Raw genomic sequence first — 16,622 nt, forward strand, 5'->3', positions numbered from 1 at the left:
TCTAGATGGCGCGAACTTAAACGTTAGCCGTACCTACCTGTAATGTAGTCTTCCGTTTGATTTTTCAATGGCGAAGTAAATATAGAATCAGTATCTGAGTACTCGATCAACTTACCCATATGGATAAAAGCGGTGTGGTCACTCACGCGAGCTGCCTGCTGCATGTTATGAGTAACAATAACAACGGTGTATTGGGTTTTAAGTTCGTTGATCAACTCTTCAATCGTCAATGTCGAAATCGGGTCGAGTGCCGATGTTGGCTCATCCAATAACAGCACTTCAGGTTCGATGGCAACCGCACGAGCGATGACTAAACGCTGCTGTTGACCACCCGATAACCCAAAGGCGTTCTCATGCAAACGATCTTTGACTTCATCCCACAACGCCGCGGCGCGCAGAGAGCGCTCAACTGCATCATCAAGATCTCGGCTGTTGCTCACGCCTTGCAGCCTCAATCCATAAACCACATTCTCATAGATAGATTTAGGAAAAGGGTTCGGACGTTGAAACACCATGCCGACTCGGCGTCGTAAGGTCGCGACATCCACCTTAGGGTGATAGACGTTCTTGCCATGAAGCTTCACTTTTCCGGAAACCTTACAACCTTCAACAAGATCGTTCATGCGATTAATGCAGCGCAGTAGAGTCGACTTACCACACCCTGATGGGCCAATAAACGCGGTCACCTGTCCCTTTGGGATTTGCATTGAAATATCATCAAGTGCTTGGCTCTCTTTATAATAAAGATTCAGCCCTTCAATCGAGATAGCAATTTGCTCATCCTTCAAATTGTGAACATCAAGTGGTGCTTGGTAACCCAAGGCTTCATTAATCGAGAACATCTAATCTTGTCCTAAGGTTCGGTATTTTTCACGCAAGTTATTACGGATATTGATGGCCGTTAAATTCAATCCAACAATCACAGTAACCAGTAAAAATGAAGTCGCATACACTAAAGGTCGTGCCGCTTCGATATTAGAGGTTTGAAACCCAACATCATAGATATGAAAACCTAAATGCATGAACTTTCTGTCTAAATGCAGGTATGGGAACTGACCATCCACAGGCAAGCTTGATGCGAGTTTCACCACACCCACCAGCATTAATGGGGCAACCTCCCCCGCAGCTCTCGCGATTGCCAAAATCAAACCGGTGATAATCGCAGGGCTTGCCATCGGTAAAACAATGCGCCAAAGCGTCTCGAATTGAGTAGCACCAAGCGCTAATGAACCGTGCCTCACGGAGCTAGGGATGCGCGTTAAGCCCTCTTCCGTTGTTACAATAACAACGGGTAATGTTAATACCGCTAAGGTCAGTGCGGACCATAATAGGCCCGGCGTACCAAATGTCGGAGCGGGTAACCGTTCTGCGTAAAACAAAGAATCGATTGAGCCACCGATGGTATACACAAAGAATCCTAAGCCGAATACACCATACACAATCGACGGTACACCCGCTAAGTTAATTACGGCAATACGAATCAAACGTGTTAATGCGTTGTTTTTTGCGTATTCATGAAGATATATCGCAGCAACCACACCAAGAGGCATCACTACAATCGACATAAGAATAACCAACAGTACCGTGCCAAAAATCGCAGGAAACACACCGCCTTCAGAGTTTGAGTCTCGTGGGTTCTCCGACAAGAACTTCCAAACTTGTTTGCCCCAATGCCCAACCTTTTCAAGATAAGACATATTATTCGGGTACCAATAATCCAAAATATGACTGAGCGAAATTTCAACCTGCTCTCCTGTCATATCTTCTACCAACAAGCTTTCGACATTGAGCTGTGTTCTAAGATGCTCAAGCTTTACTTCGGCTTCAGCCAACTGACGATTTAATTCCAATTTAGTTTGAGTATAGGTTTTAAGGTATTCATCGCTCACTGACTCATTGAGTTCAAGCTTACGTTTTTCTAAACGCAAATTTTCCAATTGCCAGCTGATATTGCGGATTTCTTGGTTCACAACACGCGACGTCTCTTTACGTAACGTATCAGCGAACGCCAAGCCTTGCTCGAGCTTTTGGTCTATGTTCGAATCAAAGGTGCCGGAAGTGGTTTTAAAACCCACAGGTTTACCAAAGAAATAACCACCTCGACTTCGTTCAATCACAACCCAATCAAGCGGCGTTGTTGGTTCACGTAAATTGACATCCAAAATGGAGACAAAGTCCGCTGGATAAATTTCCCTATTGGCAACTTTGATACTTAAGCGCTGAATGAGCCCAGTCGACAGGTTTTGAGTCGACAAGAGGTCGTGTACTTGTGGGACTTGCTCTATCGGAATGTATTTTCGTTCATATAACTGACCAATCAATACATCTTGCTTTACTACCGTTTCGTCGAGGCCGACAACTAACGATGCATCTTTAGAATCCACTTGCCATTGGTACAAAGGAGCAGGCCAAAAATAAGTCAAGCCCTTCCAGCCAATCAACAGCATTAGGCCAAGAACCGAAAGCATACTGATGCTCACCGCCCCACCCGTAAGCCAAATCCACGGAGAGCCTGATTTAATCCAAGATAATAATGACTTCAGTTTATTCATCATGATCGACCTTGCTCTGACGTGCTGAACCCAAGGAAGAGCCAAGTTCGTGAGATACACTAGTCAAACAGCTAAAAGCCATTGAGACACATTGAGGTAGAGCTTTAAAACTACAGCGCACGATATTTATCTCTCAGTCTTTGTCTAACCCACTCTGCGACAGAGTTCACCGCGAACGTAAAAATAAACAGTAAGAGTGCTGCTAAGAACAACAATCGGAAGTGAGAACCACCCACCTCGGACTCTGGTAACTCGACAGCAATCGTTGCCGATAATGTCCTCATCCCTTCCAAAATATTCCAGTCAAGAATTGGGGTGTTACCTGTCGCCATCAAGACAATCATAGTCTCGCCAACCGCTCGTCCTAGCCCCATCATGATTGCAGAAAAGATACCTGGGCTAGCCGTCAATAACACCACATAAATAAGGGTCTGCCACGCCGTCGCTCCCAAAGCCAGTGAGCCATCGGATAAATGTTTTGGCACAGAGAAAATAGCGTCTTCTGCAATCGTGAAAATTGTCGGGATGACAGCAAAGCCCATAGCGAAGCCAACCACCAGCGCATTACGTTGGTCAAAGTCGATGCCATAGTTAGCCAAGAAGGTACGAATATCACCACCAAACAACAAGGCTTCCATACCATTTTCACCAGCAAAGACTGCCATCACAGTAATCACCAATACCGGGATCAATATCAGAGCATGCCAACCATTAGTAAAACGGCTCGTCACCATTTTTGGCAAACAGAACCAAACAAGCCCAGTCAGTAGCGTGCTCAGTGGTAATAGCACCATTAACGAGAAGACGGCCGTTAAATGCGTTTCAACAATGGGTGCAAACCAAAGCCCGGCTAAGAATCCAATAATAACGGTCGGAAGAGCTTCCATCAGCTCAATCGAAGGCTTAACCACTCTTCGCATTCGTGGAGACATGAAGTATGCGGTGTAAATGGCTCCGAGCACAGCAACCAGCACGGCAAACATCATTGCAAACAGAGCGGCCTTAATGGTACCGAACGTGATAGGGACTAAACTAAATTTTTCTTCAAAGTCATCGTTCGCCGACGTTGATTGCCAAACGTATTGTGGCTCAGGGTAGCTTTCGTACCAGACTTTTTGCCACAGCGATGAGAATGATATTTGCGGATATTCATTGTCGACTTTAGCCACACTGATGGTGCCATCAATCAGCGTCGCCAAATGCAGTTCATTGGCAGACATAGCCGCTAATTGTGGTGACTTATCAAATGCGCGCTCAAACAGCGACAACTTTTCACTGGTCGTATAGTGGCTTTGTAATGTGCCATTCTTATAGAAGCTATAAAAACCCTTTCTATAAGTATCTGGCAGAATAAATTGAACCTCTTCGGCGAGTTGGAAGTCGCGAATATGGGTCAGGCTACGCTTTTCATCGTTGAGTACATCGAACCACTGAGAAACCTGTCCGTCCTCATGCGTAACCAACAGTGAATAAGCTCCAGACAGTAAATCGATACTTTTCACCGAGTGCTTCGCATCATTCAAGCTAAGATCAATTACTTCACGAACATTGAAGCCGCTATCTGATAACTTCAATACCACTAAATCCGATTGTGCTCGAAGATATAAAGTTTGGCCATCAGGCGTGACTAACAACTGTTGCTGTAAACCCAACTTATCCGACAGCCATTGACTCTTCTGAAAAACATACTGACCAGTAAGATCACTCTGATACCACTTCACCAAAACTCGTTGGTCGCTTAGCTGAGCGGCAACCGTGATACCACGTCCATTCTTAGAGAATGCGAATTTTTCGATTGTTGCTCCGTTTGATGATTCATCATTTAAAAATGGTTCAGGGAGATCAATTTGCTCAATTTTAGGATCGGCTTCACTGCCCTTTTGCAGCACAGGGGCACTATACTCAGGATAGAAAAAAGTAAGGTTGCTTGCACTATCGGCAAAGGCAAACCAGTTTTCTGATGGGGTATTTCGAGAGAAGGCAACAGGATTGGCTAAAACATTTCGCTCAAAGTAAGAGTGTGTATTTTGAGACTCTAAATCCCAAAACTGCACCAAGCCAGATTTTTCGATAGTAAATGCATGCTGACCGTATTCATCAACAGATAAGGCGATAGGCTTTTCTACAACAACGGTCTTTACGGCTTGGTCTGTCTCTAAACCAGTATCAGAAAACACCGGTAAAATGACCATCGCCAAGTAAACAAAGATCAATACCAGAGCAGCTAGAACACTGATGGCACCGCATGTCACTGAAAAACGGACGAGACGATCTTTCAACCATCTTTTTTTGTCACGATCTTTCAATGAAAATTGGGCTGAAGCCATCTGTTTATCTACCTTTTTTTAGCTACTGACATAATATGTACGTTAGATGACAATTATATTACAAGTTACGTTAAACAACTGAAACTAATAACAAGTTTGTTGACCATATTTCTTAAAGTAAGATCATAGATTTTGTGAATTTTGTCATTCTAAATTAAAGTAATCAGCTCTATAGCCAGCACTCAAGGATTATCATCTCGATGGAAAAAGACTATGTCACAAAAGAACTTAGCTGGTTATCCTTCAACGAAAGAGTGCTCCAAGAAGCAGCCGACAAGTCAGTGCCCTTAATCGAAAGAGTTCGTTTTTTAGGTATTTACTCAAAAAACCTCGATGAGTTTTACAAAGTCCGATTTGCTGACGTGAAACGAAAGATCTTACTTCAAGATCCTCAATTACCTACCAACTCGCAGAAAACCTTACTCACTCAAATGCAGAGCAAAGCAAGTAAGCTCGATGCTCGATTCCATGAGTTGTATAACGACTTATTGTTGGAACTGGCGCGCAATCGTATTTTTTTGGTCAACGAACAACAAATCAGCGAAGAGCAAAGTGAGTGGATCAAAAAGTATTTTAAGAAAAAAGTGCTTCCACATTTAACTCCGTTTCTCTTGAACGAAGATAGCCAGTTACTCAATATTATCAAAGATGAACAAAGCTACTTGGCGATCGACATTGAGCAAGAGACTTCTTCTCAATATGTGTTACTCGAAATCCCATCTGAAGCTCTCCCTCGATTTGTTAAGTTACCAGACACTTCGGGTTCACAGCGTACGACTTTGATCTTACTAGATAATATAGTTCGATTTTGTTTAGATGACTTGCTTAAAGGATTCTTTGAGTATGACTCCGTGCGTTGTTTTGCTATAAAAATGACGCGTGATGCCGATTATGATCTTCAAGAGAACAATGAAAGTAACCTATTAGAATCGATGTCTTTAGGTTTAGAACAGCGCTTAACGGCACTACCGATACGCCTTATCTATGAGTCAGAAATGCCAGCTGAAATGCTCAACTTCTTACAAGTCAGACTTAAGCTGTCTGACTATGACAGTGTCATTGCGGGTGGACGCTATCATAACTTCAAACATTTCTCTGAGTTCCCAAGCCTTAATCGACGTGATTTAGTTAATCGTCCACTACCCGCGATTAAGTGCGCGCATTTCAGTCACTACCCAAACTATTTCGAAGCGATCAAAGCTCGTGACATCTTGTTGCATTACCCTTATCACACCTTTAATCACATTACTGAACTCGTGAGGCAGGCTTCCTTTGACCCGAAGGTAACTTCCATAAAAATAAACGTTTACCGTGTTGCAGAAGGTTCAAAGCTCCTTAGCTCGATCATCGATGCGGCGCACAATGGTAAGAAAGTAACTGTCGTCGTTGAGCTTCAAGCTCGCTTTGATGAGCAAGCCAATATTCAATGGACCAAGAAACTTCAAGAAGCCGGTATAAAAGTCATCCATGGCATCCCAAGTTTGAAAATTCACTCTAAGCTTCTGCTCATTAAACGGAAAGAAGGCAAGCATACGGCGCATTACGCTCATATTGGCACCGGTAACTTTCATGAAGTAACAGCGCGCGTGTATACCGATTTTTCTCTGCTCACTGCGAATGAAGATTTGACCCAAGAGGTGAGACAAGTCTTTAAGTATATTGAAAACCCTTATCAAAAATCACAGTTCAAACAACTGATTGTGTCACCAAAGAATACAAGAAAACGCCTGTATCAGTTGATAGATAATGAAATACAAAACGCGATAGAGAGCAAGCCTGCAAGCATCACTCTAAAACTCAACAATTTGGTCGACCGAGAGATCATTGAGAAGCTCTATCAGGCCAGCCAAGCCAATGTAAAAGTGAGAATGGTCATTCGTGGTATGTGCTCTCTCGTACCGGGAGTCTCCAACATCAGTGAGCAGATTGAGATTGTTAGTGTGGTCGATCGTTTTCTCGAACACCCAAGAGTGATGATCTTTGGTAACGCTGGTAATCCAAAAGTCTATATCTCCTCTGCCGACTGGATGACACGAAACTTCGATCACCGCATCGAAGTCGCCACTCCAATTTTAGATCCAAAGATCAAGCAAACCATTATCGATATCACCGAGTTTCATTTCGATGACAGCAACAAAGCTCGAGTGCTAGACCAATCGATGAGCAATCCTTACATACAAGCTCCAACAAACCCACTCGATTACCCGACTTCACAACTCTCCACTTACCACTATATTAAACGTATGGAGAAACTTGCTCGCAAGAAGTACAAACAAGAGAAGAAATCATGCCGCTAATTGATAACAAACATTCTCGATGTATTGCCGCTATCGACTTGGGTTCGAACAGTTTTCATATGGTGGTTGCCCGAGTATTCGAACAACACCTGCAATTAGTCAGCAGACACAAACAGAAAGTGAGATTAGGTGATGGGTTGGATGAGTTTAACTTCTTATCCGAAAGTGCTATCGAGCGAGGCTTGGAGTGCCTCAAAGTGTTCGCAGAACGACTAGCGGATTTTGAACTTGATGATGTAAGAGTTGTTGCGACTCATACCCTAAGAAAAGCCAAAAACGCTCAAGACTTCTTAGAGCAAGCCAAACCACTGTTTCCTTTTCCAATAGAGATCATTTCAGGTCAAGAAGAAGCTCGAATAATCTATAACGGTGTAGAACACACTCAAACCGCTTCTGAATCTAAATTGGTTATTGATATCGGTGGAGGGAGTACGGAGCTCGTCTCTGGGCAAGGCTTTACTCCCCTAATTATGCGCAGTTTACCTATGGGATGCGTCAGCTTCACTCAACGTTTCTTTGCTGACGGAGAGCTAACCTCACAACACTTCTCAGATGCCTATACCGCAGCTACTCGCCTATTGATGCCATTGATTAAAGAATACACAAAGGCCCCTTGGGAAATCGCCTTTGGCTCATCAGGGACGGCTAAATCAATAAAAGAGGTACTCATTGGCTTAGGGTTTACCGATGGTCTCATTACGCCACAACGTCTGTCCTATTTGAAAAATCACTTATGTGAGTTTTCATCATCCAAAACCTTAGACCTTTCAGGTTTAAGTGATGAGAGAAAGCCGGTGTTTGCTGCTGGCGTCATCATTCTTTCAGCAGCCATGGATACGCTAGGAACAAAGGAGTTACATTTTTCTGATGGCGCCCTGAGAGAAGGCGTTCTTTATGACATGGAGGATAGATTTAAAGATATTGATGTTCGAACAAGAACCGCCGATACGCTCGTCTCTCGATACCATGTTGACGTAGCTCATGGCCAGAAAGTCAAAGAACTCGCCCTTGCATTACTGAAACAAGTGCAGCCTCAAGTAACGACTATGGTCACTAATGAACTGTATGATCTAGTTGGTTGGGCTGCACTACTTCATGAGGTAGGACAAAGCATCGCATTCCAAGGCTATCACCGCCATTCGGCTTATCTGCTTAAGCACACGACAATGCCCGGTTTCAATACTGAGCAACAACGTCTTATCTCGACATTGGTTCGCCACCAAAGAAAAGCGATTAAGCGGCAAGACTTGCCGGAACTGTCTCTATTTTCTCCACAACAAATAACGCTACTAATTCGCATATTAAGACTCGCTATCTTACTCAATCGTCAGAGAAATCAAGCACTAGTCCCAGACACGACTCTAACGATTGAACAAGAGGATAACTGGGGATTGAAAGGATCTAACAGCGATTGGTTGGCCCAAAACCAACTGCTTGAATATGAACTCAAAGAAGAACAACAACGTTGGCAAAATGCTGGATGGTCGTTAAAGATAGAATAACGAACAGTCAAAATAAAAACAGCCTGCGACTTAGCAAGCTGTTCATACGTTTGTTTTCTAAGTTTGTGTTAGCCTCAATCAGAGCCCGACTTTTGCCAACTCTTGCTCTGCGAACTCAGGCGGTATCGCTAAATAGCCATCTTTCTCTACCAGTTCTTGCCCTTGCTTCGAGAATACAAAAGTGAGGAACTCTCTCTCTACAGGAGAAAGCGGTTTATCTGGGTGTTTATTCACATATACATAGAGAAAGCGCGATAGAGGGTAATCTCCGCTTAAAATATTCGCTCGAGTAGGCTCTACGTAATCAGAACCATGCTCAGCAATAGGAATTAACTTAACACCAGCCACTCGATAACCAATACCTGAGTACCCTATCCCGCTGATTGATGAAGCGACCGACTGTACAACCGACGCAGATCCTGGCTGTTCATTGACTCGGTTCTTGAAGTCGCCACTACATAATGCGTTTTGTTTGAAGTAGCCGTAGGTTCCCGAAACGGAATTACGACCGAACAGTTGGAATCTATGTTTTGCCCACGGCTGGCTGATACCTAAATCTTGCCAATTGTTTAGCGGCTTAGTCGCGCCACAGCGCAATGTCTCTGAAAATATGCTGTCAATTTCGCGAAAATTAAGTCCCTCGATAGAGTTATCACGATGCACAAAAAGACCAATCGCATCGATAGCAACTCGAAGCGCCGTCGGCTTATAGCCATGCTCCCTTTCGAACGCTTCCACTTCTCGTAGGCGCATTGGACGACTCATAGGCCCAAGGTGAGCAGTACCTTCCGTTAATGCAGGAGGTGCAGTGGATGAACCAGAAGCCTGAACTTGAGCATTCACGTTCGGGTAGTAAGACTTAAACTCTTCAACCCATAACGTTGTCATTCCCGCTAAGGTATCGGAACCGACAGACAACAAGCTGCCAGAAATACCCGGAACCTTAGAATAATCAGGAAGAGAATCGACACTTTGCTCGGCATGAACAGGGGTAACCAAAGCTAATGCTAATAATGAACTGATGGGGAAACGCATCCGGCGTATTAAGGAACTCATGACACTGTCAATCGGCTAGGTAGCGTGAAATGGAATCGGCTACCAACACCCACTTCACTTTTAATTTCTAAATGTGAATCATGGTGACTAAGCGCATGTTTAACAATCGCTAACCCTAAGCCACTGCCCCCAGTATCGCGTGAGCGTGCTTTATCAACACGATAGAAACGCTCCGTAAGTCGATGCAAGTGTTGTGGTTCGATACCGTCTCCAGTGTCTGACACATCCAAACACGCGCCTTGACTGGTTTGGTACCAACGAACCTTTACGGTCGCACCAGGCGGCGTGTATTTCACTGCATTGTAAACCAGATTCGATATTGCACTTCTCAGCTGATCTTCATCCGCTAATACGCGTAAACTCTTATCGATATCAAATTCCAGCTTGTGTTCTCGCTCTCCACTGAGACTAGCGGCTTCTTTTTCAAGAACTTCCAACATCGCCGGAACATTCACCACTTCATCCAATTCATGCATTGGCGCCGCTTCTATCTTAGAAAGAGTAAGAAGCTGATTGACCAAACTGTTCATACGATTTAACTGCTCAGTCATCACACCATGAGCCTTAGGCCACATAGGTCCAACGACCATGTCTGGATCTTCCGTCATTTCAAGATAGCCCTGAAGTACGGTCATTGGAGTGCGTAGCTCGTGAGAAACGTTAGCGAAAAAGTTACGACGCATGCCTTCTAGCTGTTTTAGCTGAGTAACATCACGTACTACCATCAAATGCTCACCTTCAGTATAAGGTACGATACGCAGCTCAAGCATACGCTCCACGTTAAGTGGCGAAGGCATCTCTAACGGCTCTGAGAAATCTTGTTTGTTAAGGTACTTGATGAAGTCCGGCGTGCGGATCAAGTTAGAGATCGGTTGACCTGAATCGTCTGGCCAGCGAAAACCCAGTAAATACTGAGCAAGCTTGTTACACCAAACAATATTGCCTTCACCGCGAAACACCACAACGGCATCGGGAAGGGATTCAGCACCGTTTCGGAAACGGCGGATAAGGTTGGTCAATTCTTTGCGTTTGCGACGCTGCCTCTGCTGCATACGATAGATACCGTTAAACAGAGACTCCCAGTTTCCAGAACCTGAAGGGGGTGTTAACCGCTTTTCATCCCACAACCAAGCAGACAAACGCATTTGATAGTGTAGATGCCATGCTAACTGTAATACTGTTGCAGCCAGCAATAACCAAGGTAAATAACCGAATATCCATCCGACTATAATCCAAGGTGCGTAAAAAAAAGCCAGCTCCCAAGCCAGCTTTTTCCAGGTTAACTTCTCAACCATTCAGGACTCCATAAACTGGGCAGTGAAGCCACGTTAAGCCTTTGTAGAAAAACGGTAGCCTGCGCCGCGAACCGTTTGAATTAATTTGTCATGACCAGCAGATTCAAGTGCTTTGCGTAAACGTCGAATATGAACATCAACCGTACGATCTTCAACGTAAACGTTGGTACCCCAAACGTTATTGAGCAGTTGCTCTCGACTGTATACTCGCTCTTGGTGAGTCATAAAAAAATGCAGCATTTTGAATTCGGTTGGGCCCATATCAACTGGACCTTCACTTGCGGTAACGCGGTGAGATACAGGGTCTAGCTTAAGGCCTTGTACATCAATCACATCTTCTAGTGCAGTAGGCGTTACACGGCGGATAACCGCTTTCAGGCGAGCAACGAGCTCTTTTGGTGAAAATGGCTTGGTGATGTAATCATCAGCGCCCACTTCTAAACCACGCACCTTATCTTCTTCTTCGCCACGAGCCGTCAGCATCACCACTGGGATGTTGCGAGTTAACTCTTCACGCTTCATGTGCTTGATAAAGTTTATCCCGCTACCACCAGGTAGCATCCAATCTAGTAATACTAGATCTGGGAAAGGTTCACATAGCTTGTTTACCGCTGTATCGTAATCTTCAGCCTCTACTGCTTGGTAGCCTTTTTGTTCAAGTACAAAACACAGCATCTCACGAATAGGTGCTTCATCTTCAACGACCAGAATCCTTCTCGACATAATTGAATAGCCTTAGTATTTAATCAACGCATTGCATTATCTGGTTTAATTATGACACTTTTGTGACCTTTGAAAACAAATTTTCATATAACTGTCTCAAACATTTCACTTTTAATTTTTATTGCAGGTATAAGACAAATGGATCGAAATCTCCTATGATGAGCGTCTTCAGATAAAGGTATGAGAAATATTTATGTGGTTTAAGAATTGCCTCGTCTATCGCTTTAATCGTGATATAGACTTCAACGCAGATCAGCTAGAGAAACAACTTGAAGAGTTCCGTTTTACCCCTTGTGGCAGCCAAGACAAACAGAAGTTTGGTTGGGTAAACGCGATGGGTAGACACGGCGATATGATGACGCACGTATCAGAAAACCGCATTCTCATCTGTGCAAAGAAAGAAGAGAAAATGCTTCCAGCTTCAGTGATCAAAGATTCATTGAATGCAAAAGTAGAAACGCTTGAGGCAGAGTCTGGTACTCCTTTGAAAAAGAAAGAGAAAGACAGCCTAAAAGAAGACATCATCATCGATCTTCTTCCTCGTGCTTTCAGCCGCAGTAACTTCACTTACGCGCTGATCATGCCGAAAGAAGGCTTTATTGTTGTTGATGCTAGCAGCTACAAAAAAGCAGAAGACGTACTAGCATTACTACGTAAAACAATGGGTAGCTTGCCAGTAGTGCCAGCTATTCCAGAGCAAGCGATTGAAACAACGTTAACGGAATGGGTTAAGTCAGGTGATACGCCTAAAGGCATCACCATGCTTGATGAAGCTGAGCTTAAATCAATCCAAGAAGACGGCGGTATTATTCGAGTTAAGAAACAAGAACTAGAAGCTGATGAGATTAAGAACCACATCGAAGCCAATAAAGTTGTGACTAAACTTCTGATCAACTGGCAAGATCGCATTGAGTTCATTCTTGCTGAAGATGGCAGCATCAAGCGTCTAAAATTCAGTGATGAACTAAAAGATGAGAACGACGATATTCCTCGTGAAGATCAAGCTGCACGTTTTGATGCAGACTTCTCTCTACTTTGTGGTGAGTTCAGTGTTTTCCTACCAAACCTATTCGAATCATTAGGCGGGTTAACTCAACCTAACGCTTAATTGTTCCGATTTGAAGCTCAGGCATCGACGATATCTGAGCTTGTTTTCTTCTCCACCCCGCTTATCAACACCTAACAACACTCTTCACAATACCATTGTTATCTTTAGGGCTATCAACCAAACTCATTTTAGCGTAAAATTTGCGCCCCTTTGATATCACTTGGTGGTATCAACCTGACTTGAGATCAGATTAGAGAACGAAGCAATGACTACACAAAAACCATTTGTACCTGAACTATTATCACCGGCAGGAAGCCTTAAAAACATGCGTTACGCATTCGCCTATGGCGCAGATGCAGTATACGCAGGCCAGCCACGTTACAGCCTTCGTGTTCGTAACAACGAGTTCAATCACGAAAACCTACAAATCGGTATCGATGAAGCTCATGCTCAAGGCAAAAAGTTATATGTTGTATGTAACATTCAGCCACACAACTCTAAATTAAAAACATTTATCCGCGACCTTAAGCCAGTTGTTGAGATGGGCCCAGACGCACTTATCATGTCAGATCCAGGTCTTATCATGATGGTACGTGAAGCATTCCCTGAAATGCCAATACACCTTTCAGTTCAAGCAAATGCAGTAAACTGGGCGACCGTTAAGTTCTGGTCAACTCAAGGCGTTGAGCGTGTGATCCTATCTCGTGAGCTATCTCTTGAAGAGATCGAAGAGATTCGCGAACACTGCCCAGAAACAGAGCTAGAAATCTTTGTTCACGGTGCTCTATGCATGGCTTACTCTGGTCGTTGCCTACTTTCTGGCTACATGAACAAACGCGATCCAAACCAAGGTACTTGTACTAACGCTTGTCGTTGGGAATACAAGACCGAAGCTGCGAAAGAAGACGAAAACGGTCAGATCGTTGAAGCTAACCCTACCGGCGTTGCTATTCAAGAAGTAGAAACTCAAGGTATTGAAGTTCAAGACGAGCGCCCTGACAACACATTAGGCCTTGGTAAACCAACTGATGAAGTCGTTTTACTTTCTGAATCACACAAACCTGAAGAGAAAATGGCAGCGTTTGAAGATGAGCATGGTACTTACATCATGAACTCTAAAGACCTTCGCGCAATCCAACACGTTGAGCGCCTAACGAAGATGGGTGTTCATTCATTGAAGATTGAAGGCCGTACCAAGTCTTTCTACTACTGTGCACGTACAGCACAGGTTTACCGTAAAGCTATCGATGATGCTGTTGCAGGTAAGCCATTTGATGAGAGCCTAATGGGTACGCTAGAGAGCCTAGCTCACCGAGGCTACACTGAAGGCTTCCTACGTCGTCACACTCACGATTCATACCAAAACTACGAATACGGTTACTCTATCTCTGATACTCAACAGTTTGTTGGTGAATTCACAGGTAAACGCCGTGGCGACCTAGCTGAAGTAGAAGTGAAAAACAAATTCCTAGTTGGTGACAGCCTAGAAATGATGACACCGAAAGGTAACGTTGTCTTCAAACTAGAAGTGATGGAAAACCGTAAATCTGAAGCGGTAGACGACGCAAAAGGTAACGGTCACTTCGTATTTATTCCTGTGCCAGCAGATCTCGATCTAGAGTATGGCTTGCTAATGCGTAACTTGAGCGAAGGCCAAGATACACGTAACGCATCAGGTAAATAACGGTTACTTGGGAAAGATAAATGGCTCTACTAATAACTGACAAGTGCATAAACTGCGATATGTGTGACCCAGAATGCCCAAATGGTGCAATCACTATGGGGGACAGTATCTTCGAAATCGATCCTGATTTATGTACTGAGTGTAAAGGTCACTATGAGAAGCCAACATGTCAGTCAGTATGTCCGATTACAAAATGTATCATTACTGACCCGAACCATATTGAAACTGACGACGAATTATTAGAAAAGTTTGTCATTATTCAAGGCTTGACCTAAAAGATAAAAGGTTCAACTTAATCATCAAGTTGAACCTTTTTTTTAACCCGACTTTTCAATGGGATATATGTTACAGAACATCTCTTTCTCAAATTGATATTCGAGTCGTTCTCGCCAGTTTATTGATTGAGCTATCGGAACAAGATAGAAGTTTTCTCTACTGGTATCAGTCACAAATGCCATTCCATACTGCATTAATTCATAGTGAACATCATTTACGAAGCTAGGGTCTAAACGTTGTCTGCCTGTTAGCTGATTGATATCAGCTCTTGAAATAGAAATACCCGAGCTTTCAGCGTTGAACCTATGTCTTAACCATTCGGAAAATTCCTTTGCACAAATCATAGTCATAGTCTTATCCTTGAATTATCTATCGACGGGCATCAGACTCTGATTTCGCATACTGCGTATAAGCCGCATCTTTCACCCCAAAAAACACTCAATCCCTGACCAAACCTTGTCAAATTCGTCATCGTCGCCCTTGCTGATATCGTTATTGGTTTTATTGATATCAAACGATGTTCTTAATCTCGTGTTTATAAACTCTAGACAAAAGTGTGATATTTCTCCAGTTTTAGAGTCGAGAAAACCAGTGGGGTTACCACTGTAATTAACCTCGATAGATGCGATTACTTATTGGATATCAAGGCCAAACACTGACTCGGCATCACTTTAACTTTCTTTTTTTTCTTACTTTTAGCTACTTTTTTAGGTGGAGGAACTGGAATGGTCTTTGGAGCCCAACTTGCAAGTTCATCTCCACAACCATCACCTTTAGGAGGGCTTGCTTGAGCGATGCAGTTTGAGCTGCCATCAGGACACTTTAAACGAACGTGGAAGTGGGAATGATGCCCCCACCAAGGCCTGATTTTTCCTAACCAAGCTCTCTCATTGGCATCAGAGCTTTCTTGGTCACAAAGAGTTTGTTTAATAACAGGATGGACGAAGATACGTACCACTTTTTGGTCTTTGGCTGCATAGCGAATCACTTGAAAATGGTCATCGGTCCAATTTGATTTACGCAGTTTGTAATTAGTAAGGTCGACAACGCTTATTGGCTTAGGAACAGCGAGTTCATTTTCGGAAAATCTCTCATCAGTGAGCCTTAACCATATATCAATATCCAAGCCAGTCTGGTGGCTTGAATGACCAGATGAGAAACGTCCCCCTCTAGGTAGCGAAATATCGCCAACTAATAAGTTAGTGTTGAGTTGTTCGCTTGTAATGACACCTAACCTTTCAATAAACTGAATAGCCTCGGCATGGCCATAATAGCGCTCTCTCTGAGGGCGGATCACCTGATAACCTTGCCCATTAATTGGCAAAGCTTGCGCCCCGTCAAGACAACCATTAGCGTAACTACCTATGGATGAGGTTGAATTTCTTGTTGGGCTTTTCTCTTTTTCCCACGAGGTTGCTGATACAACAAACGAACAAAAGATAAGAGCCAATGTACAAAATAACCTCATAACAATTCCAAATAAACGATCACTGTTTTTATACTAGTCGTCATTAGGGAATTGGTGTATGTCGAGAGTGATATTTTTGGGATAGCTTGAGAGTTATCTCCTGACTTTAGATATTTAAGTGAAAAAGCTTCACTATTCCTAGCGAATCTTCTCAATCTGTAGCGATATTATCGTAGTCGAAGACAAAAACTCACAGCCCTGAAACGACGAAAGCCTAGTCATAAGACTAGGCTTTCTAATAAATGGCGGAACGGCTGGGGATTGCAGGCACCGGGACTCGTTGGTCGCAGACCAAAACACTAGACATGAAAAAGCCCTAACATTTCTGTTAGGGCTTTGTCTAATAAGTGGCGGAGTGGACGGGACTCGAACCCGCGACCCCCGGCGTGACAGG

The 16,622-nt window shown here is 43.6% G+C and carries 13 protein-coding genes; 5 read left to right on the forward strand and 8 right to left on the reverse strand.

Annotated features, from left to right (window positions below):
- Positions 1–23: 23 nt before the first annotated feature.
- From pstB to ACED53_RS08030, 3 genes are all read right to left on the reverse strand, one after another.
- A complete protein-coding gene (pstB, locus tag ACED53_RS08020) occupies positions 24–842 on the reverse strand; it encodes a phosphate ABC transporter ATP-binding protein PstB (protein ID WP_017101074.1) in 819 nt (272 codons plus the stop codon).
- Positions 843–2,552, reverse strand: coding sequence for a phosphate ABC transporter permease PstA (gene pstA, locus ACED53_RS08025; RefSeq protein WP_017101075.1), 1,710 nt, complete (start codon positions 2,550–2,552; stop codon positions 843–845).
- A gap of 110 nt (positions 2,553–2,662) precedes the next feature.
- Positions 2,663–4,879, reverse strand: a complete 2,217-nt coding sequence (locus ACED53_RS08030) for an ABC transporter permease subunit (RefSeq protein WP_017101076.1) — start codon at positions 4,877–4,879, stop codon at positions 2,663–2,665.
- A gap of 200 nt (positions 4,880–5,079) precedes the next feature.
- On the opposite strand from ACED53_RS08030, the gene ppk1 reads away from it, so the two are divergent.
- Together ppk1 and ppx are read left to right on the forward strand one after the other, a co-directional pair.
- Positions 5,080–7,176: a polyphosphate kinase 1 gene (gene ppk1 / locus ACED53_RS08035; protein ID WP_017101077.1), complete on the forward strand. Its 2,097-nt coding sequence runs from the start codon at positions 5,080–5,082 to the stop codon at positions 7,174–7,176.
- Entirely contained in the window at positions 7,167–8,678 is a 1,512-nt protein-coding gene (gene ppx / locus ACED53_RS08040; protein WP_017101078.1) for an exopolyphosphatase, read from the forward strand. The genes ppk1 and ppx overlap by 10 nt, the downstream gene beginning before the upstream one ends.
- A 78-nt stretch (positions 8,679–8,756) precedes the next feature.
- Here ppx and ACED53_RS08045 read toward each other — a convergent pair whose 3' ends face one another.
- From ACED53_RS08045 to phoB, 3 genes are read right to left on the reverse strand one after another with little or no spacing between them, the layout of a single operon-like run.
- Positions 8,757–9,713: a PstS family phosphate ABC transporter substrate-binding protein gene (locus tag ACED53_RS08045; protein WP_009848264.1), complete on the reverse strand. Its 957-nt coding sequence runs from the start codon at positions 9,711–9,713 to the stop codon at positions 8,757–8,759.
- Between the two features lie 17 nt (positions 9,714–9,730).
- Positions 9,731–11,029: a phosphate regulon sensor histidine kinase PhoR gene (phoR, locus tag ACED53_RS08050; protein WP_017101080.1), complete on the reverse strand. Its 1,299-nt coding sequence runs from the start codon at positions 11,027–11,029 to the stop codon at positions 9,731–9,733.
- A gap of 33 nt (positions 11,030–11,062) precedes the next feature.
- A complete protein-coding gene (gene phoB / locus ACED53_RS08055; RefSeq protein WP_004735064.1) occupies positions 11,063–11,752 on the reverse strand; it encodes a phosphate regulon transcriptional regulator PhoB in 690 nt (229 codons plus the stop codon).
- 193 nt (positions 11,753–11,945) lie between these two features.
- On the opposite strand from phoB, the gene rdgC reads away from it, so the two are divergent.
- The 3 genes from rdgC to ACED53_RS08070 all read left to right on the forward strand — a co-directional run bounded on the left by rdgC (position 11,946) and on the right by ACED53_RS08070 (position 14,759).
- Entirely contained in the window at positions 11,946–12,860 is a 915-nt protein-coding gene (gene rdgC, locus ACED53_RS08060; RefSeq protein ID WP_017101081.1) for a recombination-associated protein RdgC, read from the forward strand.
- A 205-nt stretch (positions 12,861–13,065) separates the two neighbouring features.
- Entirely contained in the window at positions 13,066–14,484 is a 1,419-nt protein-coding gene (yegQ, locus tag ACED53_RS08065) for a tRNA 5-hydroxyuridine modification protein YegQ (protein WP_012603295.1), read from the forward strand.
- 20 nt (positions 14,485–14,504) lie between these two features.
- Positions 14,505–14,759, forward strand: coding sequence for a YfhL family 4Fe-4S dicluster ferredoxin (locus ACED53_RS08070; protein WP_004735061.1), 255 nt, complete (start codon positions 14,505–14,507; stop codon positions 14,757–14,759).
- Positions 14,760–14,801: 42 nt separating this feature from the next.
- Here the strand turns inward: ACED53_RS08070 and ACED53_RS08075 are convergent, their stop codons facing one another.
- Positions 14,802–15,110 carry a hypothetical protein gene (locus ACED53_RS08075; RefSeq protein ID WP_009848260.1) on the reverse strand — a complete coding sequence of 103 codons (309 nt, stop codon included), beginning with the start codon at positions 15,108–15,110 and terminating at the stop codon, positions 14,802–14,804.
- Between the two features lie 278 nt (positions 15,111–15,388).
- Positions 15,389–16,228, reverse strand: coding sequence for a penicillin-insensitive murein endopeptidase (mepA, locus tag ACED53_RS08080; RefSeq protein WP_017101082.1), 840 nt, complete (start codon positions 16,226–16,228; stop codon positions 15,389–15,391).
- Positions 16,229–16,622: the final 394 nt, after the last annotated feature.

The organism is Vibrio sp. 1F169 (assembly GCF_041439605.1).
Taxonomy (GTDB): domain Bacteria; phylum Pseudomonadota; class Gammaproteobacteria; order Enterobacterales; family Vibrionaceae; genus Vibrio; species Vibrio tasmaniensis_A.

Excerpts from the sequence above, each read along its gene's own strand:
- ACED53_RS08070 (WP_004735061.1), top strand. The coding sequence starts at position 14,505 with ATGGCTCTACTAATAACTGACAAGTGCATAAACTGCGATATGTGTGAC.
- ACED53_RS08030 (WP_017101076.1), bottom strand. The coding sequence starts at position 4,879 with ATGGCTTCAGCCCAATTTTCATTGAAAGATCGTGACAAAAAAAGATGG.
- ACED53_RS08075 (WP_009848260.1), bottom strand. The coding sequence starts at position 15,110 with ATGACTATGATTTGTGCAAAGGAATTTTCCGAATGGTTAAGACATAGG.
- ACED53_RS08045 (WP_009848264.1), bottom strand. The coding sequence starts at position 9,713 with ATGCGTTTCCCCATCAGTTCATTATTAGCATTAGCTTTGGTTACCCCT.
- rdgC (WP_017101081.1), top strand. The coding sequence starts at position 11,946 with ATGTGGTTTAAGAATTGCCTCGTCTATCGCTTTAATCGTGATATAGAC.
- pstA (WP_017101075.1), bottom strand. The coding sequence starts at position 2,552 with ATGAATAAACTGAAGTCATTATTATCTTGGATTAAATCAGGCTCTCCG.
- ppk1 (WP_017101077.1), top strand. The coding sequence starts at position 5,080 with ATGGAAAAAGACTATGTCACAAAAGAACTTAGCTGGTTATCCTTCAAC.
- ppx (WP_017101078.1), top strand. The coding sequence starts at position 7,167 with ATGCCGCTAATTGATAACAAACATTCTCGATGTATTGCCGCTATCGAC.
- phoB (WP_004735064.1), bottom strand. The coding sequence starts at position 11,752 with ATGTCGAGAAGGATTCTGGTCGTTGAAGATGAAGCACCTATTCGTGAG.
- pstB (WP_017101074.1), bottom strand. The coding sequence starts at position 842 with ATGTTCTCGATTAATGAAGCCTTGGGTTACCAAGCACCACTTGATGTT.
- mepA (WP_017101082.1), bottom strand. The coding sequence starts at position 16,228 with ATGAGGTTATTTTGTACATTGGCTCTTATCTTTTGTTCGTTTGTTGTA.
- yegQ (WP_012603295.1), top strand. The coding sequence starts at position 13,066 with ATGACTACACAAAAACCATTTGTACCTGAACTATTATCACCGGCAGGA.
- phoR (WP_017101080.1), bottom strand. The coding sequence starts at position 11,029 with ATGGTTGAGAAGTTAACCTGGAAAAAGCTGGCTTGGGAGCTGGCTTTT.